25 protein-coding genes and 2 tRNA genes are annotated in these 23,645 nt (G+C 56.3%); 8 read left to right on the forward strand and 19 right to left on the reverse strand.

Going from position 1 to position 23,645, the window contains the following annotated elements; translation table 11 throughout:
• Positions 1-151: 151 nt before the first annotated feature.
• Complete coding sequence (locus GQE98_RS10170) at positions 152-1,432, forward strand: pentapeptide repeat-containing protein (RefSeq protein ID WP_161315534.1); 1,281 nt, start codon at positions 152-154, stop codon at positions 1,430-1,432.
• 15 nt (positions 1,433-1,447) lie between these two features.
• Here the strand turns inward: GQE98_RS10170 and GQE98_RS10175 are convergent, their stop codons facing one another.
• The 8 genes from GQE98_RS10175 to GQE98_RS10210 form a co-directional block, all read right to left on the reverse strand.
• Positions 1,448-1,750 (reverse strand): hypothetical protein, encoded by a 303-nt coding sequence (locus GQE98_RS10175; protein WP_161315535.1) that lies wholly within the window; start codon positions 1,748-1,750, stop codon positions 1,448-1,450.
• A gap of 101 nt (positions 1,751-1,851) precedes the next feature.
• Positions 1,852-1,926, reverse strand: a tRNA-Glu gene (locus GQE98_RS10180).
• Between the two features lie 29 nt (positions 1,927-1,955).
• A tRNA-Glu gene (locus GQE98_RS10185) sits at positions 1,956-2,030 on the reverse strand.
• Positions 2,031-2,122: 92 nt separating this feature from the next.
• Positions 2,123-3,910: a single-stranded-DNA-specific exonuclease RecJ gene (gene recJ, locus GQE98_RS10190; protein WP_161315536.1), complete on the reverse strand. Its 1,788-nt coding sequence runs from the start codon at positions 3,908-3,910 to the stop codon at positions 2,123-2,125.
• Between the two features lie 13 nt (positions 3,911-3,923).
• Positions 3,924-4,883, reverse strand: coding sequence for a class II fructose-bisphosphatase (gene glpX, locus GQE98_RS10195; RefSeq protein WP_281351274.1), 960 nt, complete (start codon positions 4,881-4,883; stop codon positions 3,924-3,926).
• A gap of 59 nt (positions 4,884-4,942) precedes the next feature.
• Positions 4,943-6,235, reverse strand: a complete 1,293-nt coding sequence (locus GQE98_RS10200; protein WP_161315537.1) for a homoserine dehydrogenase — start codon at positions 6,233-6,235, stop codon at positions 4,943-4,945.
• Positions 6,236-6,237: 2 nt separating this feature from the next.
• Positions 6,238-7,446: an LL-diaminopimelate aminotransferase gene (locus tag GQE98_RS10205; RefSeq protein ID WP_161315538.1), complete on the reverse strand. Its 1,209-nt coding sequence runs from the start codon at positions 7,444-7,446 to the stop codon at positions 6,238-6,240.
• Between the two features lie 102 nt (positions 7,447-7,548).
• Positions 7,549-8,679, reverse strand: a complete 1,131-nt coding sequence (locus GQE98_RS10210; protein ID WP_161315539.1) for an OmpA family protein — start codon at positions 8,677-8,679, stop codon at positions 7,549-7,551.
• Positions 8,680-8,896: 217 nt separating this feature from the next.
• Between GQE98_RS10210 and GQE98_RS10215 the strand changes: the two genes are divergently transcribed.
• Entirely contained in the window at positions 8,897-10,735 is a 1,839-nt protein-coding gene (locus GQE98_RS10215; RefSeq protein WP_161315540.1) for a PHA/PHB synthase family protein, read from the forward strand.
• 25 nt (positions 10,736-10,760) lie between these two features.
• Here the strand turns inward: GQE98_RS10215 and GQE98_RS10220 are convergent, their stop codons facing one another.
• The 5 genes from GQE98_RS10220 to GQE98_RS10240 form a co-directional block, all read right to left on the reverse strand.
• Positions 10,761-11,795, reverse strand: a complete 1,035-nt coding sequence (locus GQE98_RS10220; RefSeq protein WP_161315541.1) for a cytochrome P460 family protein — start codon at positions 11,793-11,795, stop codon at positions 10,761-10,763.
• A gap of 130 nt (positions 11,796-11,925) precedes the next feature.
• Positions 11,926-12,450 (reverse strand): DapH/DapD/GlmU-related protein, encoded by a 525-nt coding sequence (locus GQE98_RS10225; RefSeq protein ID WP_161316265.1) that lies wholly within the window; start codon positions 12,448-12,450, stop codon positions 11,926-11,928.
• Positions 12,451-12,478: 28 nt separating this feature from the next.
• A complete protein-coding gene (gene argC, locus GQE98_RS10230; protein ID WP_161315542.1) occupies positions 12,479-13,540 on the reverse strand; it encodes an N-acetyl-gamma-glutamyl-phosphate reductase in 1,062 nt (353 codons plus the stop codon).
• A gap of 41 nt (positions 13,541-13,581) precedes the next feature.
• Positions 13,582-13,914, reverse strand: a complete 333-nt coding sequence (locus GQE98_RS10235; protein WP_161315543.1) for a hypothetical protein — start codon at positions 13,912-13,914, stop codon at positions 13,582-13,584.
• Between the two features lie 169 nt (positions 13,915-14,083).
• Entirely contained in the window at positions 14,084-14,293 is a 210-nt protein-coding gene (locus GQE98_RS10240; RefSeq protein ID WP_161315544.1) for a cold-shock protein, read from the reverse strand.
• 403 nt (positions 14,294-14,696) lie between these two features.
• On the opposite strand from GQE98_RS10240, the gene GQE98_RS10245 reads away from it, so the two are divergent.
• The 4 genes from GQE98_RS10245 to GQE98_RS10260 all read left to right on the forward strand — a co-directional run bounded on the left by GQE98_RS10245 (position 14,697) and on the right by GQE98_RS10260 (position 16,895).
• Entirely contained in the window at positions 14,697-15,116 is a 420-nt protein-coding gene (locus GQE98_RS10245; RefSeq protein WP_161315545.1) for a GFA family protein, read from the forward strand.
• A 36-nt stretch (positions 15,117-15,152) separates the two neighbouring features.
• A complete protein-coding gene (locus GQE98_RS10250; RefSeq protein ID WP_161315546.1) occupies positions 15,153-15,629 on the forward strand; it encodes a GFA family protein in 477 nt (158 codons plus the stop codon).
• An 87-nt stretch (positions 15,630-15,716) separates the two neighbouring features.
• Entirely contained in the window at positions 15,717-16,256 is a 540-nt protein-coding gene (locus tag GQE98_RS10255; RefSeq protein ID WP_161315547.1) for a SixA phosphatase family protein, read from the forward strand.
• A 3-nt stretch (positions 16,257-16,259) separates the two neighbouring features.
• Positions 16,260-16,895 carry a CatA-like O-acetyltransferase gene (locus tag GQE98_RS10260; RefSeq protein ID WP_161315548.1) on the forward strand — a complete coding sequence of 212 codons (636 nt, stop codon included), beginning with the start codon at positions 16,260-16,262 and terminating at the stop codon, positions 16,893-16,895.
• Here GQE98_RS10260 and GQE98_RS10265 read toward each other — a convergent pair.
• The 3 genes from GQE98_RS10265 to GQE98_RS10275 all read right to left on the reverse strand — a co-directional run bounded on the left by GQE98_RS10265 (position 16,886) and on the right by GQE98_RS10275 (position 19,467).
• Positions 16,886-17,419 (reverse strand): PAS domain-containing protein, encoded by a 534-nt coding sequence (locus GQE98_RS10265; protein ID WP_161315549.1) that lies wholly within the window; start codon positions 17,417-17,419, stop codon positions 16,886-16,888. The two genes, GQE98_RS10260 and GQE98_RS10265, sit on opposite strands and share 10 nt — an antisense overlap.
• 204 nt (positions 17,420-17,623) lie before the next feature.
• Entirely contained in the window at positions 17,624-18,481 is an 858-nt protein-coding gene (locus tag GQE98_RS10270; RefSeq protein WP_202526220.1) for a DUF169 domain-containing protein, read from the reverse strand.
• A 140-nt stretch (positions 18,482-18,621) separates the two neighbouring features.
• Positions 18,622-19,467 (reverse strand): fatty acid desaturase, encoded by an 846-nt coding sequence (locus tag GQE98_RS10275; protein ID WP_202526221.1) that lies wholly within the window; start codon positions 19,465-19,467, stop codon positions 18,622-18,624.
• Positions 19,468-19,776: 309 nt separating this feature from the next.
• Between GQE98_RS10275 and GQE98_RS10280 the strand changes: the two genes are divergently transcribed.
• On the forward strand, positions 19,777-20,922 hold the full coding sequence (locus GQE98_RS10280; protein ID WP_161315551.1) for a PAS domain-containing sensor histidine kinase: 1,146 nt from the start codon (positions 19,777-19,779) through the stop codon (positions 20,920-20,922).
• Between the two features lie 136 nt (positions 20,923-21,058).
• Here GQE98_RS10280 and rpsI read toward each other — a convergent pair whose 3' ends face one another.
• The 3 genes from rpsI to GQE98_RS10295 form a co-directional block, all read right to left on the reverse strand.
• Positions 21,059-21,592, reverse strand: a complete 534-nt coding sequence (gene rpsI, locus GQE98_RS10285) for a 30S ribosomal protein S9 (RefSeq protein WP_161315552.1) — start codon at positions 21,590-21,592, stop codon at positions 21,059-21,061.
• Between the two features lie 2 nt (positions 21,593-21,594).
• Positions 21,595-22,059: a 50S ribosomal protein L13 gene (gene rplM / locus GQE98_RS10290; RefSeq protein ID WP_161315553.1), complete on the reverse strand. Its 465-nt coding sequence runs from the start codon at positions 22,057-22,059 to the stop codon at positions 21,595-21,597.
• Between the two features lie 191 nt (positions 22,060-22,250).
• Positions 22,251-22,661 (reverse strand): PaaI family thioesterase, encoded by a 411-nt coding sequence (locus GQE98_RS10295; protein ID WP_161316267.1) that lies wholly within the window; start codon positions 22,659-22,661, stop codon positions 22,251-22,253.
• 175 nt (positions 22,662-22,836) lie between these two features.
• Between GQE98_RS10295 and GQE98_RS10300 the strand changes: the two genes are divergently transcribed.
• Positions 22,837-23,643: an enoyl-CoA hydratase gene (locus tag GQE98_RS10300; protein WP_161315554.1), complete on the forward strand. Its 807-nt coding sequence runs from the start codon at positions 22,837-22,839 to the stop codon at positions 23,641-23,643.
• Positions 23,644-23,645: the final 2 nt, after the last annotated feature.

Raw genomic sequence — 23,645 nt, forward strand, 5'->3', positions numbered from 1 at the left:
CGTCAAATTAACGCAAAATGCAACTAACTATTAATATTGTCTGTTTATAAAAAATCAGACGGCAGATGGTTTCTGCCCCATAAGTATGTGAGATAAATGTTAATCTAGTCTTATCAACGACAAGACAGGATTTATACAAAGTGAGCACCGTATGACATCGATGACGCCACAGGAAATTATGGAAATGCTTGCCGAGCATGCAAGGTGGCTCTCAAACCCCAAAAAAGGGGCGCAGGCAAATTTCAAGCATGCCGATTTTACCGGGGCGAATTTTGCCGGGGCAAAACTGCAGAAATCCTGCCTGTCGGGCTGCAAGCTCTCGCGGACGATCTTCCGGGGGGCCAACCTGATCGCGGCCGACCTCTACGCCGCCGATCTCACCAAGGCCGATTTACGCGACAGCCTCCTGATCCGCGCGGATTTGCGCGGCGCAGAACTGAGGGGCGCAAAACTCAATGGCGCGAATTTGCAGGAAGCGGATTTTCGTGGTGGCTCCCTTATTCTTTCGGGCGGCGAGACCGTCACCTTTCCAGCCGGGGATCTCTCCGATGCTGAGTTGGAGAACGTAGTCGCGGAAAAGGCCAACCTCAATGGCGCCAATCTTGAAGGCGCGGCGCTCGGCAATGCCAATTTCGCCTATTCCCAGCTGCGCGGTGCGAATCTCTCGAATGCGGACCTGCATGGCGCGGGCTTCATGGGCTCGGACATGGCGGATTGCGACCTGTCGGGCGCTGATCTTGCCGGGGCGGACCTCAGTAATGTCAATTTGTCCGGCGCGAATGTCGAGGGATGCAATTTCGATAATGTAAAGCTCGACGGGGCGAAGTTGGACAATGTGGATTTTTCAAAATCAATGTCTGCCGCGTCCCATCTGGTGGAAGAGGCAGAGACAACCCCGCTTCCGCCGAACCTTCAGGCGCTTCTCAAGACACATTTCCTGTGGGTCGAGACCAACGGCCTGAAAGGCGAGCGTGCCGACCTTTCCGGGATGGACCTCTCGAGCATGGATCTCTCCGGCTGCGCTTTGAGTGGTGCGACCATGAAGGGGGCGAACCTCAAGGGCACGAACCTCCGCGGCAGTCAGGTGGTGATGTCTGACATGTCCCAATGCATCATGGAGGATGTGGACCTTACCGACGCCGTCATGGAAGGCGTCAACCTGTCCCGCTCAAACCTGAAAAACGCGATCCTGAAAGGGAGTATCATGACCGCCGTGGACCTCAAGGGCCCGAACGGGGAGTCGATTGGCAAGAAATGGCCGGCAAACCTCTCGGCCACCAATTTCACCGGTGCCGATCTTGAAGGCGCCAATATGACCGATGCCAACCTGATTGACGCCAATTTCAAGGGCGCGAAGCTGAGCGGTGCAATCTTCGAGGGCGCGGACATGGAAGACGCCCGCTTCGACGAGAACCAGAAGATCAGCGCCTAGGCACTATCCCGCAGTTCAGTGGATCTTTTTATCGCCGGTGCCGCTGTCAACTTCATAGACATGCACAAAATAGCCGGCCATCGGATTGCGATCCAGATACTCGATCAGGTAGTCGCGGCAGGCCACGGACGCATCCGGGATCATATACTGCCACAGCGGCTCCATCGGGCTGGTTTTCGTGTCATGTTGTGAAACACTGACCGAGCCTGCCCATTTCACGTCAAATCCGTTCAGGTAATTCTCCGCGTAGTGACGGAAGACGGCGGCCTCATCAATATTCACTCCGGCTTTATGTTCAAAACACAGGCGCAAATTCATCAAATTCTCCGTCAGTTAAAGTCACAGCAGTCGCAATTACCCTATACTTAGGGAACAGGATGCAAAAGGAAAAGGAACAAATTATTCGCCCGCCGCGGCGATGGCATCCCCTAGGAGAATCGAACTCCTCTTTCCAGAATGAGAATCTGGCGTCCTAACCGATAGACGAAGGGGACGCAAAGTAAGGGTATAGCCGCGGACCGGATGGTATCCCCTAGGAGAATCGAACTCCTCTTTCCAGAATGAAAATCTGGCGTCCTAACCGATAGACGAAGGGGACACATATCCGGTCGCAGGGGCAGGATTTACCGATCTTCGCCCGACATATCAAGTAAAAAATTGGAATTTTTTCAAATTTTCCCGCGGACGGGGTTATGCGAGGCGGTAGGCGTCCTCTATCAGCAACTGGGCCGAGACATTTCCGCGCCAGTTATTCTTTCTCAGATGCCCGGCAATATGAAAACTACCGCCGTTATGGCCCAGCAGGGCATCCCCAAGCGGCGTTTCCAGCGCCCGGAAGCAAATCCCTGCCAGACGCCCGCGACCGGCCATCCCGGTGAAGATACAGCGCACATGATTTTCGCCGACAATACTCGCCTGCACCAATCGGACACGCGGTAATGCGAATCTCGGTTCCGGGTTGCCGGCACCGTAAGGCCCCGCCTGTTCCAACAGCTCAACAAGCTCCGGCGTCGCCCCCTCAATGGAGAGCGCACCATCAAGGCCGAGGCTGGCCGTCTTCGCCGCCTCTGACACGTCCTTAGAGAGCCGTTCATTGAGGAAGGTCCGCAGATCATCAATCCGGTCTGCCCCCACCGTCAGGCCTGCCGCCATCATATGGCCGCCCCCCGCAACGATAAGCTCCTTATGCCGGGCGACGCCGATGGCGGCGCCCATATCGACACCGGGGACCGAACGGCCGGAGCCCTTGCCCGTCCCGTCCTCCAGCGCGATAACAACCGCCGGGCGTTGATAGGCATCTTTTAGGCGGCTGGCGACAATGCCGATCACGCCGGGATGCCACCCCTCCCCGGCGACGACAATTACCGAATCATTCTTGAGACTGCTTTTCTCCACCTTCAGGAGGGCTTCCGCCTGAACCGCAGCCTCGATCTCCTTGCGTTCCTTGTTATAGCGATCGAGATGTCCCGCCAGTTCCCGGCATTTTTCCGGGCTGTCACTGGACAGCAGGTCCGGCCCATATTCAGGTCGCCCGACGCGCCCGCCCGCATTGACACGCGGTCCGAGCAGGAAGCCCGCGTGATAGGTGCCCGGTGTCTCATCCAGCCCGGCGACATCGGCCAGCGCCGCGAGCCCCGCATTGCCCCGCCGCGCCATCACTTTCAGCCCTTGCGCGACAAAGGCCCTGTTCAGCCCGATCAGCGGCACAACATCGCAGACTGTGCCAAGCGCCACCAGATCGAGCCAGTGGCGCGGGTCCGGCTCTGGCCGGGCCTCGTTATACCAACCCGCGTTCCGGAGTGCGCGGTTGATTGCCACCACCAGCAGGAAGGTCACGCCGACAGCGGCGAGATAGGTAAATTCCTGGCTCTCGTCATGGCGTTTGGGATTGATGACGGCAAGCGCCTCAGGAAGTCGCGTTTCCGCCTGGTGATGATCGACAACGATCACATCCAGCCCGATCTCCCGGGCGTGTTTCAGGACATCGAAGGAAACAATCCCGCAATCAACGGTGACGACCAGATCGATCCCCCGCCGCTTCAGCGTGTCCATCGCCGGCGCATTGGGGCCATAGCCTTCCTTCATGCGGTCGGGAATATAGATATCAAGGGGTTGGCGTATCGAATTAAAGAATCGCTTTAAGAGGCCCGAAGACGTCGCGCCATCCACGTCATAATCGCCGAAGACGGCAACCTTCTCCCCCGCTTGTATTGCGGCAGCGATGCGCGTCGCCCCCGCGTCCATGTCCTTGAAGCTGGAGGGATCGGGCAGCAGATTGCGCAATGTTGGCGTCAGATACTGCTCCGCCTCCTCCAGCGGGACGCCGCGCCCGGCCATAACCCGGCCGACGATTTCGGGCACGTCAAGCCGCTGGGAGATGGCAAGACCGAGACGCTCATTCTCGGAGCGCAGCCGCCAGCGCCGGGACGTCAGCGAATTTTCAACATCCAGAAAGGCCGGCGCGAGTGGCGCGTCCATTAAATGACTCCGATTACTTGACTCTGTGATCACCCCGGATGTAGCGCACCGTGCCGGAGTAGGAGCGCATCACGATGGTTTCCGTATAGACCCGGTCGCCCCGCTGACGCACACCGCGCAGCATGGAACCGTCGGTTACGCCAGTTGCCGCGAAAATAACTTCGCCGGCGGCCAGTTCCTCAAGATTGTAGATACGCTGAAGGTCGGTGATGCCCCATTTGGCGGCGCGGGCCTTCTCGTCATCATTGCGGAAAACCAGCCGACCCTGCATCTGTCCGCCGATACAGCGGAGCGCGGCCGCGGCAAGAACGCCTTCCGGGGCGCCGCCAGTGCCGACATACATGTCGATGCCCGTGTCGGGATTTGCGGTCGCCATCACGCCAGCGACGTCACCGTCGGAGATAAGCTGGATGCGGGCGCCGGTTTTACGGATATCGGCAATAATCTCGGCATGGCGCGGCCGGTCGAGAACACAGGCCATGGTCTGGTTGACCGGCACGCCCTTCGCATCGGCAATCGCGCGGAGATTTTCACCCGCGCCCTTGTTGATATCAATGATCCCTTCGGGGTAGCCCCCGCCAACGGCGATCTTTTCCATATAGGTATCCGGCGCGTTCAGGAAGTTCCCGGATTCGGCGAAGGCGATCACGGCCAATGCGTTCGGCCCGCCCTTCGCGGTCAGTGTCGTGCCTTCCAGCGGATCAAGTGCGATGTCGATTTTCGGGCCCTTGCCGGTGCCCACTTCTTCGCCAATATAAAGCATCGGGGCTTCGTCCCGCTCCCCTTCGCCGATGACGATCCGGCCTTCGATATTCAGGAGGTTGAGGGCGGTCCGCATGGCGTCCACGGCGGCCTGGTCGGCGGCCTTCTCATCGCCGAGGCCGACAAGATTACAGGCGGCGCGTGCGGCGGCTTCCGTCACACGGACAATTTCCAGGGTGAGATTTCTATCCAAATGCGAGGATTTAGTCATATTTCTTCTTCCATTACTCGAGACGCGATCATCCTGTCGCGCACTATTCTACCCAACACCTATAGCGAAACAATGCGAATCATGCGAGGTTTTGCAACACTATGGGTGAAATTTTCTATTTTTCCAAGTGCCCGCACCAGCGCCGCCTCCTGCACCTCATGGGTGACAAGGATGACAGAAACCGCCTCCTGCTTGGAGCGGCCGCGCTGTAACAGGCTCTCGATGGAAATGTTTTCGTCGCGGAATACGGCCGACACATCGGCAATCACGCCCGGCTGGTCATATACCGTCAGGCAGACATAATAGGCGCCCACATGATCGGCGACCGGGACTTTCGGGATATCCGTCATTTTCTCGACCGGGATGCCGAAGGTCGGCGTATGGCGGCCAAGGGCAATATCGACAATATCGGCAACCACCGCGGAGGCCGTGGGCCCCTCGCCCGCGCCACGCCCGACATAGGACGTCTCGTCAACAAAGTCGCCATCGACAACCACGGCATTAAAGACGCCGTTTACATTGGCAATGGTGGTATCGTGCCGGATCATGCAGGGATGGACCCGCTGCTCGATCCCCTTCTCCGTCCGCCGGGCGACGCCAAGCAGCCGGATGCGGTAGCCGAGCTCACTCGCCGCGGTGATATCGGCGGCGGTGACATTGCGGATCCCCTCGATATAGACGCTGGCGAAATCAACTGGAGTGCCGAAGGCAACGCTAGTCAGGATCGCGAGCTTATGCGCCGCATCGACGCCGTCAATATCAAAGCCGGGGTCGGCTTCGGCATAACCAAGGTCCTGCGCGTCCTTCAGGATCGCGTCGAATTCGCCGCCCGTCTCCTCCATCTCGGTGAGGATATAGTTGCAGGTGCCATTGAGGATGCCATAAACGCGGGAAATCGCATTGCCCGCCAGCCCTTCGCGCAGCGCCTTGATGATCGGGATGCCACCCGCAACCGCTGCCTCATAGGCGAGTTGGGCGTTATGCGTCTCGGCGAGTTTAGCCAACGCGTTGCCATGCTCTGCGAGCAGAGCCTTGTTCGCGGTGACGACCGGCTTGCCGTTCAAAAGGGATTTCACGCAGAGATCTTTCGCAACGCCGTCACTTCCGCCGATAAGTTCAAGCACGATATCCACATTTGGATCATCGGCAAGGTCGCGCGCATCATCATGCCAGGTAATACCGTCAAGCGAGACCCCGCGATCCTTGGTTTTGTCACGCCCGGAAACGGCAGTCACGGTCAGATGCGCGCCGGAACGCGCCTCCAGCAAATCACCATGTTCCTTGATAATCTTCAACACACCCGCACCGACAGTGCCGAGCCCGGCGATACCAATTCTTACATTTGTACTCACGATCAGGACGCCTCTTTTTTGGCGAGATGCTGATCTGCATTCGCCATGAATTTCTTGATATTGCGACTCGCCTGGCGAATCCGCTGTTCATTCTCGACCATGGCAACACGGACAAAGCCGTCCCCATGTTCTCCAAAACCAAGACCGGGCGCGACCGCAACCTTCGCCTCCTGTAGCAGGAGCTTGGAAAATTCCAGGCTGCCCAGATGCTTGAACGGTTCTGGGATCGGCGCCCAGGCAAACATGGTCGCCTCGGGCGATGGCACGTCCCATCCCGCGGCGGCAAAACCGGAGATCAACACATCGCGCCGCTGTTTATAAAGCTGGCGAAATTCCTCGACACAATCCTGCGGGCCGTTAAGCGCCGCCGTCGCCGCCACCTGTATCGGCGTAAAAGCACCATAATCGAGATAGGACTTGATACGGGCCAGCGCGCCAATCAGTCGCTTATTCCCCGTTGCAAAGCCCATGCGCCAGCCGGGCATGGAATAGGTTTTCGAGAGCGAAGTGAACTCGACCGCGATATCGCGCGCGCCCTCCACCTGCAGGATCGATGGCGGCTTGACGTCGCCGAAGTAAATCTCCGCATAGGCCAGATCGGACAGGATATACATCCCGTGTTCCTTGGCGAATTTCACGACTTCCTTGTAAAATTCGAGATCCACTGTCATCGCCGTCGGGTTAGACGGGAAATTCAGGATCAGACAGGTCGGTGTCGGGATGCAGTGACGTACCGCGCGTTCCAGTCCGGCAAAGAAATCAATCCCCGGCCCAACCTCGAAATGCCGGACAACGGCGCCCGCGATGATAAAGCCGTAAGGGTGGATCGGGTAGCTCGGGTTTGGGGAAAGGATAACATCGCCCGGTGTCGTGATCGCCATGGCAAGGTTGGCCAGCCCTTCCTTTGAGCCAAGGGTCGCGATGGTTTCCGTCTCCGGGTCAATCTCGACATCAAAGCGGCGCTTGTAATAGGCGGCATTGGCACGGCGCAGGCCAGGAATTCCCCTGCTGGTCGAATAACGATGGGTGCGGCCATCGCGCACGGTCTCCACCATCTTCTCGACGATATGCTTGGGCGTCGGGCTGTCGGGATTGCCCATACCGAGATCGATAATGTCCTCTCCCGCCGCTCGCGCCTGCGCTTTCATTCGATTGACTTCTTCGAATACATATGGCGGCAAGCGTTTTATACGGTGGAAATCGGGATCCATCGGCCTCTTCCTGTTACATTAATAAAACGGTTCCCGGCGTGCATTTCAGGCACTCCGGGTTCCTGGGACTATTCCTAAGCGGGGTATTTAAACGACTTTGTGTTAATTTAGAAGAAAGATTTCCGCACGGCGGTTCATTGCTTCCGCACTTGGCATTGGTTCGGCGACCCGGGGTTCGGCATCGCTGACGGATTCGATCACCAGATCCGCGGAAGACACCCCTGCCTTGATGAAATATTGCGCAATCGCCGCCGCCCGCGCTTGCGAGGCGTTGAGATTGACAATCATATGCCGCTCCTCCGACATTTCCCGCGTCCGGCTGGAGGCATGGCCGACAATCTTGAGCGTGCCGCCCGCCGCGATTTGCGCGCGAGCTATACGGTCGAGCTTGACCCGATCCGCGGAACTGATGCGGTGGGAGCCTTGCGCGAAATAAATGGTTTCGATCGGCGACGAGCCATCAGACGCGGCATAATTGGGGATAGTCCGCCCGCCATCATTAAGCGGTGGCGTCAGAGAGACCGAACCGCCGGAGGAAGACGAAGAAGACGTTGACGACGCCGGTGCAGATGATGCAGTTGCCGCCGGGGCGGCCGTGTCTGGCGCGGCGGATGATGTGCCAGTCGCGCTAATCGTATCCGGCAGGCGGGTTGCATTCTGGGCGGCGAGTTGCCGCTCGAACACGCTGGTAACGGGCGGTTTCTGGGCCGCTTCGCCGCTGATGACCTGCTCCCGAACCGGAGATGCTGCCGGGGCGGCCTCAGATGCGGACTCCGCGACCGACGGGTCCGGCAGCGGGGTTTCCGTCACCGGCTCCTGAGCAACTGCGGCAACTTCGGGCATCTCGGGTTCCGGTGCTTTTTCCTTGATCACCTCTGTCACGGTCTCCGTGACCACGGCTTCAGTCTTTACGTCCTCGACAACCGGTTTCGGCGGCGCGGCAAGTGGCGGCTGGAGAGAGGTATCAGCACGGAGCGTCTCCTCACTATAGCGGGCATTGTCGCGGTCGGCACGAAGCCCCTCCTCGATTTTCTGCGCTTCCGCCAGTGATGCAACCGATTCCGGCTTTTCCGGTACTGTGTTCAGGTTCGGATATTCCGCCGCGTCCTCCTCCTCGGTATTATCCGTGGAGCAACCGGCCCCCGCGAGGACAGCGAGCAACAAAACCCCGCCCAGCAAAAGGCGTAAGGATCGTGAAATACGATATTCGAATGCGTGTGGCGTCATGATCATCGAAACATCCGTCCTGCCTTTCCCGTCATCAGCCAGAGGCCTTCGTTGAGATTGGCAAGTTTTTGATATAATCTATTAAAAAACGTCGCTATCATAAAACATATGGGAGAAAATTTCGCAATGTTTTCTGACTATTTCAGTAAGGTAAGAAAATTTTAAAGAACCTGAAATCCGTTAGTGACCACTGTACAAAGCAACTCAGGGAGAAGTAGCTGATATGTCGAAGAAAGAACCGCTCGAAACCAGCCAGGAAGCCCTTGAGGCATCAAAAGAGTTTGCCGAGAACTTCGCCAAGATTGCCGCGCAGAGCCAAGAAGTCGTCACCGAGTTTCTGAACAGCCAGCAGCCAACCCATATCGATCCCGACCCCGCCACCGTCAGCAAGACTTTCATGGACCTGATGAACAAGATGATGGCCGATCCGGGCAAGATCATCGAGGCACAGGCCGCGCTGTGGAAAAATTACATGGATCTTTGGCAAAATGCCGCGCTGCGGGCCACCGGGCAGGAAGCCAAACCATTAGTCTCGCCGGAAACAGGCGACAAGCGGTTCAAATCCGACGAATGGAGCCAGAACCAGATTTTTGACTATATCAAGCAGTCCTACCTGATGACCGCCAGCTGGATCCAGGAAACGGTTGCAGATGTCGATGGACTGGACAAGCAGACCAAGAAAAAAGCCGAGTTCTATACCAAGCTCTATACGGACGCCATGTCGCCGACGAACTTCTTCTGGTCCAACCCGGATGTTCTGAAAAAAACCGTGGAGAGCAAGGGAGAGAATCTTGTCCATGGGCTGGAGAACATGCTCGACGACCTCAAGCGGACCAAGGGACAGCTCATCCCGAAGATGACAGACGAGACCGCCTTTGAGGTTGGACGCAATATTGCCGTAACGCCCGGCAAGGTTATTTTCCAGAATGACCTGATGCAGCTCCTCCAGTATGCGCCCGCCACGAAAGAGGTGTATAAACGCCCGTTGCTGATCACGCCGCCCTGGATCAATAAATTCTATATTCTCGATCTCAAGGCCGAAAATTCCTTCATCAAATGGTGCACCGAACAGGGGTATACCGTGTTCGTCATCTCCTGGGTCAACCCGGACGAGCGGCATGTCGACAAGACATTCGAGAGTTACATGTCCGAAGGTGTTCTCGCCGCACTCGACGCGATCGAGGCCTCGACCGGGGAGCGTGAAGTTACCACCATCGGCTATTGCATTGGCGGGACGCTGATGGCGTCGACGATGGCCTATCTCGCCGCAATCGGGGAAGAAGACCGGATCAAGGCGACCACCTTCTTCGCCGCCCAGCTCGATTTCGAGGAAGCGGGCGATCTGCTTGTCTTTACCGATGAGGATCATATCCAGATGGTCGAAAGCAAGATGAAGCGCGGCTATCTCGAAGGCAAGGAAATGGCCAACACCTTTAACCTGCTGCGCTCCAACGACCTGATCTGGTCCTTCGTGATCAACAACTACCTGCTCGGCAAGTCGCCCTTCCCGTTCGACCTGCTGTACTGGAACACCGACGCGACCAACATGCCGCAAAAGATGCATAGCTTCTATTTGCGCAATATGTACCAGAAGAACCTGCTGCAGAAGCCGGGCGCCCTCACCCTCGGCGGGCAGCCGATCGACCTGTCCAGGATCAAGACGCCGATCTTTATCCAGGCCAGCAAGGAAGATCATATTGCGCCGTTCAAGTCGGTGTTCAAGAATACCAAGATGTTCAGCGGCCCGACGGAGCTGATGCTGGCCGGTTCCGGCCATATCGCCGGGGTCATCAACCATCCCGCCGCGAATAAGTACCAGCACTGGACCAACACGAAGAAGAAGAAATACGACACGGCCGAGGACTGGTTCGCCGACGCAACCGAGCATGCGGGTTCCTGGTGGCCCTACTGGGACAAGTGGCTGTCGAAGAAATCAGGCCCGAAGGTCCCGGCACGCGATCCCGCGAAGGGCAAGCTGAAACCGATCGAGGATGCACCGGGCAGCTATGTGAAGGTCAAGGCCAAACCTTATAGTGAAAACGACGGCGGCGGCAGCAAATAGCTGTCCACCGCCGCCATCCAGGGGGTTAGTTTACCCGGAGGTCCTCGGGCAGGAAGAACATACTGTCTGTATCTTCCATGACCATGTGGCATTCATAGCAGAATTTCATCATGTCCGATCCCTTGCCGTTGGTGACCCCGGCAACGGTGCCGTCCGGCAGGATCATGGTGTATTTCCAGTCACCGCTCACCTTGTTAAACCCGGAGGCCATTTTCTCCATCAGGAACAGCGGGCCGACGGAGGCCTGGCCATCCGTCTGAACGACAAAACTGTCTTTCGCAAGGATCGAGCCGACCGGCATCGTGCCCACTTCCTCATATTTGCCATAGGCTTCCTCGGCAACGTCATTAGCATAGTTCATGACATGCCGCCCTCCATGGGTGGCGGAGGCATAAGGCGCCGATGAAAAGGCCTTCCAATTGAGATATAGGGCCGCTTCTGGCACGTCAGACCTGGCATAAGCCGTCTGCATATCCGCGTTCAGGCATTCATAAGCCGTTGTGGCTTCTGCGGGTTCCAGCTCCACGTCTGATATAGCCGCTGCGGCACCGCACGGATTACAGGGATTGCAAGGATTACAGGGATTGCTGGCCGCGCAGGGGTTTTTCGCGGCGCAAGGGTTGCAGGGGTTACAGGCTTTCGCCGCAGCGCAAGGGTTGCACGGGTTGCAGGCTTTCGCCGCAGCGCAAGGGTTGCACGGGTTGCAGGCATTGACCGGCTTCTTCACCGCGCAAGGGTTACAAAGGGCTGCCTTCTGCACGGACGGCACGACGCAGTTTGACGCCTTGGGCTTAGCGGCGCATGGATTACAGGGATTGCAGGCTTTCGCCGCTGCACAAGGGTTGCACGGGTTACAGGGGTTGGCCGGTTTTTTCGCCGCGCAAGGGTTGCAGGCGTTGGCGGGCTTCTTTGCGGCGCAGGGGTTGCAGGCTGCCGCCGCCGGCTTGACCATGATCGCGGTGATCGGCACCGCCACGGCCGCCACGGCAATCACCCCGCCCGCCCCCATCAAGGCCGCCACGAAGGTGGAGGATAGAAGTTTCGAATTTAGTGCAGACATATACTCTCTCCCAATCAATCAATTGCGTTGGAAAGAGCTTATGCCTCCCGTAGGGAGAAATAATCTCAACTTTCATCACGATGGGGTGAGAGAAATTTACCGTTTACAGAATGCGCCGCCGGGGAGACGGCTAGCCCAGTTCCTTGCGGTAGGTCTGGCCGAGTTCCGCATAATGCTTGGCGCCGCTGGTGAGGTTGGCCTGCTGCTCCTCGGTCAGCTTGCGCAGGCATTTGGCGGGGGAGCCGCCCCAGAGTTCCCCGCTCGGCACGCGTTTACCCGGCGTGACCAGCGCCCCGGCAGCAACCATTGCGCCGCTTTCCACCACCACGCCGTCCAGCACGACCGCACCCATGCCGACGAAACTGCCATCCTCCAGCGTGCAGCCATGGATCAGGCAGTTATGCCCGACCAGCACGTCATCGCCGATTGTCGTCGAATGGGTGCCACCGGACACATGAATGACCGTGCCATCCTGGATATTGGTGCGCGCGCCGATGCGGATGGAATGCACATCGCCGCGCACAACGCAGTTAAACCAGATGCTGGATTTCTCGCCAATCACCACATCGCCAAGGACATCCGCCGACGGCGCGATAAAGGCATCTTCGGCGATCTCGGGCATGACGCCCTTGAAGGGAATGATATTCTTGCTCATGGTCTGGCCTCTTTTTCTTGTTGTTATTTTACGGGAACAGCGGTGCCTGCTCAAGCCCGAGGGTTTCCTCAAGACCGAACATCAGGTTCATGTTCTGAACCGCCTGCCCGCTCGACCCCTTCACGAGGTTGTCAATCGCCGCGATCACGATGGCCCGGCCCTTTATCCGGTCCTCGAACACATTGATCACGCAGTTGTTGGAGCCCCGGACCATCTGCGTCTGTGGTACCGCGCCCTCTTTCAGCAGCCGGACAAACGGCTCGCCCTCATAGACCTTCGCAATTTCGGCGCGCAGGTCGGCGGCCGTCTTGCCTTCACTCAGCCGGACATGGGAGGTAATCAGCTCCCCCCGGCTCATCGGGATCAGATGCGGCACGAAATTGACCCGCATGTCGGCGGCGGCGCATCCCGCGGCCTTGGCGACTTCCTGCTCAATCTCCGGGGCATGCCGGTGCTTGGCAATGCTGTAAGGGCTGAGCCCCTCACCCGCCTCGCTGAACAGGGTGTTCTGCTTGAGGCCCCGGCCCGCGCCGGTAATGCCCGATTTCGCGTCGATCACCAGGTCATCCGCATCGATCAGCCCAGCCGCCACCAGCGGCACCAAGGACAGCAGCACCGCCGTCGGGTAACAACCCGGGCAAGCCACCAGCCGCGCCGACTTGATCTTGTCCCGGTACAGCTCGGTCAGGCCATAGACGGCGCCCTTCTGCAACTCCATCGCCCTGTGTTCATGTCCGTACCATTCGGCATAGGTTGCCGGATCCTCGATTCGGAAATCGGCAGAGAGATCGACCACCTTCACCGTCGCCGGCAGGGTGGCGATAATTTCCTGCGTCGTGCCATGCGGCAGGCCGCAGAACACCACATCGACCGTATTCCAGTCGGCATCCTCCACCGCAATCATGTCGGGCAGGCCATAGCCGCCAAGATGGGGATAAACCTCCTCCACCGGCTGGCCGGCCTTGCGGTCCGCTGTCAGCAGTGTCATTTCCACATTCGGATGCCGAAGCAGCAACCGCATGGCCTCCGCCCCGGTATAGCCGCTTGCGCCGAGAATACCGGCCTTGATTTTCTGTGTTGAATTCGTCATGTCCATTTTCCGGGCGGTATACGCGCCGGTCTCCTAAAGCGTTATTTCGTCAGGTAGCTCTGGTGCTCGCCCTTCAGGGCCTTGTCCGCAAACCAGATCAGTATATTCAGATCGAAAGCCTCGCGGGCTTCCTCGCTTAATCGGAGTCGGCCTCGCTTCAGGCCTGCCAGAATATCCTTGTTCGCCTTCCTCAGGAGTGCCCCACGCACGGAACTGCGAACGTCGAGCTGGTCGCGCATTTCCGCCGCGAGCTCTTCCCCGGTCAGGCGTTGGACATGGTCCTTCACCTTGATCGAGAAACCGCCGTCCGCATCAAGAGGGATGCCGAGCTTTTCAATATCGATTTCGTCCGCGTCTGTAATCGGATAGGTCATTCACTTATTTCCCGTCACCAGCTTTGGCGCATTCCTGCGCGATTTCTTACACGAAATTTTTCTTTCCGCAAAGGTTTCTAATATTTTACAGCCGGTTTTTCCCTGCTCAGAAGCCACAAAAAAAGGCGGCAAACGCCGCCTTTTCTTTTTCGTATCGGAACCTTTTATCTCAGTCCAGCAGCACGAGTTCTTCAGCAGATGCCTTGCCGTTACGCCCTTCAACCAGTTCATATTGAACCTTGGCGTTTTCTTGAAGGGTTGTCAAACCGGCTCGTTCAACAGCCGAAATATGCACAAAAGCGTCTGACCCGCCATCCTCTGGTGCGATGAAACCGTAACCTTTGGTCGGGTTAAACCACTTTACTGTACCTTTTGCCATGTTTAGTCTCCTGGACACTCATTCTATATAACAGGTTGACAGCGCCGTCGAAGTGCCCAAATAGCGGTGCCAGATCAACCTTGGAAGTGAGGTCATCGATAAATAGTTAGCCGAAAAACGCAAACTCCCGACGACTCGGGTAATTGATAATTCGAAATTTTGCAAGAAAGATTTCTGCAAAAACAAATTTTTGTGAAAAATCACACCAATCAATGCAACACTGTTAATCACCGCGCATATTTTTTAGGCAGAATCCATGTCAGCTGCCGCGTCCAGGTCATTTCCCCGTACTCTCCCGCTCTTGACGTTTATTTTTACCAAACCACTATTAGCTGCTGACCGGGCGCATGGGGCGAGCTATCCTTCAGCGATATATCCCGAATAAAAACGGAGGGCTTGGGCGATGGACAAAGGCACGAACAAACAGGGCGGCTGTCTCTGTGGCGCGGTCAGGTATGAAGTCCACGGTCCTTTGAGGGATATCATTTCCTGTCATTGCGGCCAGTGCCAGAAGTCCAGCGGCCATTATTTCGCCGCCACCGCCGCCTCCCTGTCCAATTTCCGGTTGACCGAAGAGCGCGGCCTGAAATGGTACACCTCCTCCAACCGGGCTGAGCGAGGTTTCTGTATAGAGTGCGGATCCAATTTATTCTGGCGGCGCACAGGCGGAACCCACATCAGCATCCTCGCCGGGACCCTTGAAGGGAAAACCGGTCTCCGGACCGTCCGGCATATTTTCGTTGCGGACAAGAAGGATTATTATGACATTACGGACGGGCTTCCCCAATATGACTCCTATCCCGAAGAGTTGAAAAACGGATAAGGTCAGGGCCTTGGAACCACAGCGGAGGAAGAACAGATGAAACTTGACGGATCCTGCCATTGCGGCGCGGTGCATTTCTCGCTCAATTCCGCCCATCTCTATCCCTTCAATTACTGCTTCTGCTCGATCTGCCGCAAGACGCAGGGCGGTGGCGGCTTCGCGATTAATCTCGGCGGAGAGGCCGCAAGCCTGAAAATCGAGGGCGCAGAGAATATTTCCATTTATCAGGCGAAGCTGGACGGGAATGCGGGATTAAGCCCGGCGAAACGACATTTTTGCAAAACATGCGGGAGCGCGCTGTGGGTTTATGATCCACGCTGGCCGGAGTTGATTCACCCCTTCGCCTCGGCCATCGACAGCGACCTGCCCGCCGCACCAGAGCGAACCTTTCTCATGATTGGTTCAAAGAAGGCATGGGTGCCGGTGGATGCCGGTCCGGAGGACAAGGTTTTCGCGGAATATCCGGATGAATCCATCGCCGATTGGCACCGGAGACTGGGCTGTGAAAGTTAAGATTGAGGGCCCCGCCTTCCTGTCATATTTAATCCATGCGGGACTGTTACATCGCGGGTCTTCAGGGGTAACGGGAAAGGCACATATATGCGTAAACTGACATTGCTTCGCCACGCAAAATCCAGCTGGTCCGACCAGACCAAGGCTGACATTGACCGCCCGCTGATATCTCGCGGCCGGCGCGGGGCCCTGAAAATCGGGACTTACATTGAAAAGAACAAAATCTTTCCCGATCTCATCCTGTGTTCCCCGTCCCGGCGCACCCGCGAAACCCTGGCCCAGATCGCGCCCTTCCTGCCTGACGGGACCGAGGTGAAAATTGAAAAATCCATCTACTCTGCGGGCACCGGCAGCGGACTTATCTCCTACCTCAAAAGCTCGGCCATCGAGGAGGTGCATGTCATGATCATCGGCCATAATCCAACCATGCAGCAAATGGCCCTTGATCTGGCGGAACGGAGCCCGGATAACGGCTATGAGCGGATCGAGAGGAAATACCCCACCGCCGCCCTGACGCAGATCAGGTTTGATATCGATGACTGGCGCTATCTTGGCGGGCGCGGCAAGCTTGTCCACTTCGTGACGCCGAAAATGCTGCCCGGCCCGAAGGATGAAGATGAGGAGTAAACCTTGACGGCAGAGACCATAGATTTCGAGACCTGGGAAGGACGGCATCAGTACCAGATGTTTCGCGGTCATGATATTCCGCATTTAAGCCTGACAGCCGGGGTTGATGTTACCTCCCTGATGCAGAAACACCGCAGCGCAAAGCTCTCCCCTTTTAATGCCGTTCTTTACGCCATGATGCGCGCGGTGAATGCAATTCCTGAATTCCGGGTCCGGTTTCGCGGCGAGACCCTTCTCCGTCATGACAGGGTTCATGCTTCTTTCACCGTACCGATTGCCAAAGATCAGTTTGGCTTCTGCCAGACCCGTTTTATCGAAGACTGGCCCCGCTTTGACAAAGACTGTCGTGCCGCCATTGAACGCGCACGCCAGCAGACAGCCCTCCAAGAAGGGACGAGCGAGGAGGATGACTGGATTTTTCTCAGTTGCATGCCCTGGCTCGACTTTACCTCCCTGACCCATCCGCTATTTAGCCGGGATGACTGTATTCCTCGCATTGCCTGGGGCAAAATCACGGAGGAAAGAGGGCGCGCAAGGATATCTGTTAATCTACAGGCTCATCATGCCCTGATTGATGGACTGCGCGCGGCGCGCTTCTATGAAGCGCTACAAAAGAACCTCGATGATTTTCAGGCGTAGAGATAGATAAAAAAGCTTTGGTCCGCCCGTAGGGACTTTATCTTGTCTTCCTTGGGAATTCGGCTGCTTCCACGATCAAACCCTGTGGAATAGAAAACCATCCGGTTACAGTTTTCATCCTCGTCAAGCAACGGAAACCCGACCGCGACACTCGTTTCGACCCGGCCCTTTTGCGAGATGCCCTGAAGCTTCGTGAACATGCCGCAAGGCTTCGAAATGCAATCAAATATGGCGTCCACCACGACTTCACGCCGCTCCCCTTCCCAGAAATCAAGGAAGTTCTTGCCCGTCACCTCCATGCCGAAATGATCGACCAGGGCAGTACCTGCCAGCCGATAGACAATCTCGTCGCGGGATCGGACTTCATAAATCGCGATGCCGGGCAGCAATGGTGAAATTCGGGTCGGATCAATACTGCTGTGGCGGGGAACGACACGGTCCCGGTCCAGGCTACGCCAGTAATAGGCAAATTCCTTCGTATCCGGCGTCACCCAGTCAATTTCATCGAATTTCTGATAGACCATGCTTCAAAGACCCCCTCTATTCACCGAACACTGTTTAAAGACGGGCTCCCAGCAGGCGGAGCCAGAATTAACCATATCCCTTTTATTAACAGCAGGGAATATGTTCATTTATGTGGTGTATTAAAAGACTTATTCTTCACGCCCTGCGAGCTTAACAGAAAAAAATAAAAGGTGGAGTAAACTCCACCTTTTTTTCTAGTTTTATCAACTTGGCTTTTTGTAACTCACGCCCATCCCGGCCCGCACGTCATTCTGGATGCCATATTGCGGGATAGGATATCTAAGGCCATTTTTCGACAACGCCGCCAATCCTTCGATTACCTTGGGCAGATAGGCGGGCGGAATTGCCATCAGCAACTCATCCTCCAGCACGCCGCCGTAGCGCCGCTCCGCAAAGCAGGGCAGCGACAGGCTCGGCTCACCCGTGGAAAGCGCCCGACCCCAACTGTCCGCACAGGAGGATTCCCCAACGACCGAGAAGTCCAGCTTCTTGTATCCCGCCCATTGCAGGCCGTTGATAAAGATGATCATCTGCGCCGGGGTCGCATAAATCAGGCAGATATCCGGCGGGTTCAACCGCTTCGAGGCTAAAGGCGAAACCGCCATTGCGGTGAACTGCCCTGAGGGCACGACGGTCATTGCCGCCTGATGATTGCGGGCATCTTCCGGTGTTTCATACCAGACACCGGCGTAGCGCGCGCCTTCCTGCCATTCCGCATCCTGCGGGTGCAGCCCCATTACCGCGCCGCATTGCGCGCCGACGAAATCCTCCGCCGTCACCCCGACGGTCCAGCCCAGGCGGCTGGCCTGCCCAACGATCTGGTCTGCCGTATGGATGGAGTCGGGACGGCGAATGCGTTCCACCGCCTCCATTTCCTCTTTTGTTTCAAAGAGCTTCATGCCGATCGGTGTCGCCCGCAACCGCAGATATTTGTTGAGACCATCGAGGATCGCGTCCCAGTCATAGAATTCGTCGAGTTTTGTCAATTTTCTTCCCTCTTTGTTTTTATCAAGCGCGATACGATAGTCGCGGCCTGTCATCTTGCCCGTCTTGTGCGGCATTGAAGTCCCGGTCGCGATCGCCCTTCTTCTTACGTGTTTTGGCGGCCGTTCGGTTCTCGGGCGTTTACATTACCGCCACAGAACGAAATGATCCAGATCATTAAATGAGGACCAAATAATCGCGACCCGTCGCAGCCTGATCAGCGCTTGAGACGGCTTATATATGTGCGGTGAAAGGCAAGATAGCCCGGTTCGGTCTCCCGCAAATGGGGCCGGGTCAGCATATGAAAATTCTCGAGCGCATGAAACGGCACTGCGGGAAAGGCGTGATGCTCCGCATGGAAGGGCATGTTCCAGGCGAGCCGCCGCACCAGCCGGTTACTGAGGGTCGTGCGGGTATTCTCGAAAATATTTGTCCCCGCCGGACAAAGCCCATGCTCGGCCAGAAGATAAAGCCGCAAAAAGGGCTGGCCAAGCAGCGCAGGAACAAGCCAGATATAAAGAAGCAGGGACGACTCCGCCGCAAGGGAGAGCGCGAATAACGCCGCGTAAGCGAGCAACATCCCCCTCGCCTCCCGCGCGATATCGGCGCGGCCATGCTCCGGCACGAAAGCATCCTCACATCGCCCAGACGCATTTTTGACGAGAGTCTTGATATGGGAAAACCACACCGGAAGGCCCGAGACATGCCAGATATATTGCGTCATCGTCTCGGGCTTCGGCGTTTGCAGTTCCGGGTCCCGCACCGGGTCCTGCGTGAAGCGGTGATGCTCAATATGAAAATAGCGGAACCATTCGGGCGGCAACAGGATCAAAAATCCACACACCCGCGCCACCCATTTATTAAGCCAGAGACTTTTAAAGGCCGTGCGGTGCACGCTCTCATGCAGCGCGGTAAAGAGAAAGATAATCAGGATCCCCTGCGGCAGCATGAGAAGCGGCCAGCCCGGCCCCTTGAGCGTAATCAGCGCCCCGATAAAGAGGATCAGCCCCCCATGCCCGGCAAGATGCACGAGCCCCTTCGCATCCGAGCGCCGGGTCAACATCTCTCGCTGCCCCCTCGTCAGGGACTTTATAAAATCACGACTTTCCATGCGCAGAGTTTACGGGAGAAGCGCGCGCAATGAAATGCGGCATTTTGGGCCACAAAAAAGCCCGCCGGAACGAGCCCTTTTATTTGTCGCATAGGTCCCTCGCGAACAACGCATATAGTAATAAGAATTCCCGTGGAAATATAACTACAGCTATTGACCGAAATAAATAGGCAGTCTGGTTGAAAAAAAATTTTACTAGGCCATAATGCTTATAATAATTCCATAAATTTTTTACATTCGATTACTTAGAAAACCTTTACAATGAAACAAGACACACAATTAGATTTTGCACCAAATCTGTTTAAGAGAATCATTCATGATTCGCTAAATGAAGTTTTTCTCTTCGATGGCGAAACGCTAAAATTCCTGTTTGTTAATCGGGGCGCCCTCCAAAATCTTGGCTATAGCTTTGACGAGCTCCAGCATCTGACGCCCATTGACATTAAGCCAGAATATTCCCTATCTCAGTTCAACGAGCTGATCCAGCCACTCAAAGATGGCGCGGAAGAAAAGCTGACGTTTCAAACGAAGCACAAGAGAAAAGACACGTCTACATATGATGTAGAAGTGCACCTTCAGTATTATGCGGAAAAAGGTAAATCATATTTTTTCGCCATCATCCTCGATGTAACCGCCGCCAATGAGACCGCCGCCAAGCTGGAACAAGCCCTTGCCGAGGCAACCAGCTCAATCCAGGTAAAAGACAACTTCCTTGCCTCCATGAGCCATGAACTACGCACGCCCCTCAATGCCATCATCGGGTTTTCGCAGATGATGCATGATTCCGTCTTCGGGGACCTGCAGAACCAGCGCTACAAGGATTACATCGTTAATATTTTGAGTAGCGCAGAGCATCTGCTCGAAATGGTGGATGATATTCTCCTTGCGCGCAAACTGGAAATTGACGGAATCAAACTAACCGGGGAAGTATATGACCCTGTTGCACATACGGCGGAAATTGTGGAGTCATTTGCCGACACTGCATCAAGGGAAGGAAAGCGTGTTGTGCTGATCCAGGATAGTACGGCGCCGAAACGCATCTTTGCGGACCGCGGGGTCGGTAAAGTAATTCAAAGCAGCATGATTTCCGATGCGCTGCGGCACGCCGGTGAAAATGGCACGGTCTCTATCCGATGGTATTCCGTTAATCAGGAAGTTTTGAAATGCCGAATTGAGGATGATGGTGACACATACCCGGAAAGTATGCTGAAAAGTTTTGACATGCATTTTCTGGCTCGAGATGCCTTTGTCGCCTCTGAAAGGCACAAGAGCTTCGGGCTCGGCATTTATATCTGTAAGCGTTACGTTGAAGCGCGTGGCGGCGACCTGATAGTTGGAAATCGGGAAAATGGCGGTACATTTGTCGAAGCAAGTTGGGCCGCTGCAAGCCTTCAGGCAGAATTCTAACGGTCAGATAGCGCCATAAAGACTGAACCGCGGCCTCTGACCGCTTCTTATTTTCTCGCCACCCGCCTAAAAATCCGGCACAAAAAAAAGGCCCGCCGAAGCGAGCCCTTTTCTGTGTCGTATATGTCTCTCGCGATTAACGCTTGGAGAACTGGAAGCTCCGGCGGGCTTTCGCACGGCCGTATTTTTTCCGTTCCACAACGCGGCTGTCGCGGGTGATAAAGCCTTCGGCCTTCAGTGCCGGGCGCAATGCCGGTTCATAAGCCAACAGAGCTTTCGAGATACCGTGGCGAACCGCACCAGCCTGGCCGGAGAGTCCCCCGCCCTTCACTGTGCAGATCACGTCGAACTGGCCAACGCGGTCGGTTACTTCGAACGGCTGCAACAGGATCATGCGGAGCACAGGGCGCGCAAAATAGACTTCCTGGTCACGGCCATTCACGGTGAACTTGCCAGAGCCGGGTTTAATCCAGACGCGGGCGATGGCGTTTTTCCGCTTGCCCGTCGCGTAAGAGCGGCCCAGGCTGTCAATCACCGGATCAGGGTGTACAACTTCAATAACCTCGGCGGCCTCAATAACCTCAGCGCCGGATTCCGCTGCCGGAGTTTCCTTGGCGGCGCCTGTCGTCAGGTCTTTCAAATCCTCAAGGGAGTTTGCTTCATCGGCCATACTCAGGCACTCCTTACGTTCTTGCTATTCATCGACGCGACATCAACCACTTCAGGGTTCTGCGCCGCATGCGGATGTTCAGTACCGGCATAAACACGCAGGTTGCTGAACTGCTGACGTCCAAGGGCGCCGCGCGGGATCATCCGCTCAACTGCCTTCAGGATCAGGCGTTCAGGATGCGCGCTCCCCAGCGTTTTTTCCGCTGTCCGGCTCTTGATGCCGCCCGGATGGCCAGTGTGCCAGTAGAACACCTTGTCGGTCAGCTTCTTGCCGGTCAGGGCCACTTTTTCCGCATTGATGACAATGACGTTATCGCCGCAATCGATATGGGGCGTATACATGGGTTTATGCTTGCCGCGCAGGCGGGTTGCAATAATCGAGGCGAGACGACCAAGAACGAGCCCTTCAGCATCGATCAGCAGCCATTTCTTTTCCACCTCGGTCGGTTTCGCAGAATAGGTTTTCATTTTTAACTCAGCCTTCGCATAAAAGCGTGCCACAACAAAATAAAGGGAGCAAAGGGCTCCCCGATCTGAAGGCGGGTATAATCTCACTTCGGGAGCAAGTCAACCGAAATAGCGGTGTATTTTCATTAATTTACGTTTGTGGTATTATATTACCTCAAAATCGGGCCGCTGTTTATCGCCCTCCCGCAAAATTACCTTTTCGGCGGAATGGCATAGGTCGCGGTGACATGGGCGACGGGCGCGTCCGGATCGCCCGCGAACAGGCTGAACTCCCCGGTTGCCAGTGTCTTCCCGAGCTTGAGAATCCGTCCTTTCGCAATCATCTTCCCCGGCTCGGGCTTACGCAGGAAGTTGATATTGAGGCTGGTGGTGACCGCAAGCGCGACGGGGCCTATCTGCGCCAGCAGCAGTAGATACATTGCTGCATCGGCCAGCTCCATCATCGTCGGGCCCGACACTGTTCCGCCCGGGCGCAAATGCCGCTCCGTCGTTGTCATGCTGACCGTGATAGAATGATCATCCACATGATCAACCTTCAACCCAAGGTGATCGACCTGAGGAAAATGTTCTTGGTTGAAAGCTTCCAGCATCTCTGCAGTCATCACGGGCACGGGCGGTTTCTCCTCTTGTTATTGAGAATTTCAGAATATAAGCTTGGCCACAGTCCCGCAAGACCATCCCACTCAAGAAGAAAAATTCCTCACAAGGCATTGATCCCTGCCGAGAAAACGTTATTGTATCGGTCAATTGGCGGGGGGCCAACAAGGAAAGCAATCCATGTCTTCGAGAGAAGTCACCAGTAAAGACAACCGCAAGATCGTCGGTCTTGTCGTTGACGACCATATCGCCACCCTGACGCTTGATGATCCATCAAGCCGCAATTCCCTTTCGCGCGAGATGATGGCGCAGTTGCAGAAGGCGCTGAACGACATCGCCGCAGATGCCGACATTCATGTGGTGATCATCCGTGCCGAGGGGCCCGTCTTCTCGTCGGGCCATAACCTGCGTGAAGTGCAGGGCATGACTGGGGATGGCACGCTCCATGAACTGTTCGCCCAATGCAGCATCCTGATGCAGAGCGTTGTCAACCTGCCGCAGCCGGTGATCGCCCGTATTGACGGCGCCGTGACGGCGGCGGGCACTCAGCTTGTCGCCTCCTGCGATCTCGCCTATGCGTCGGACAGTTCCAAGTTCGCCACCTCGGGCATCAATTTCGGATTCTTCTGCACCACGCCCGGCGTCGCACTCGGCCGCAATGTCTCGCCGAAACAGGCGATGGAGATGCTGCTCTCCGGTGACTTTATCAAGGCGGACCGCGCGATGGAGATTGGGCTGGTCAATGCGGCCCTCCCCGCGGCGGAACTGGATGCGCATATCCAGAGGATGGCAAAGAATATCGCCTCCAAATCGCCAGTGGTGGTGAAGATGGGCAAGGCCGCCTTCTACAAGCATCTGCCCATGCCACTGGATAAGGCCTATGACTACGCCTCCGGCGTGATGTGCGAGAATATGGAGACCCGCGACGCGCAGGAAGGCCTCACCGCCTTCTTTGAAAAGCGCGATCCCGTCTGGCGAGGGGAATAACG

The sequence above is a fragment of the Sneathiella litorea genome (assembly GCF_009882915.1).
In the GTDB taxonomy this organism is placed as follows: domain Bacteria; phylum Pseudomonadota; class Alphaproteobacteria; order Sneathiellales; family Sneathiellaceae; genus Sneathiella; species Sneathiella litorea.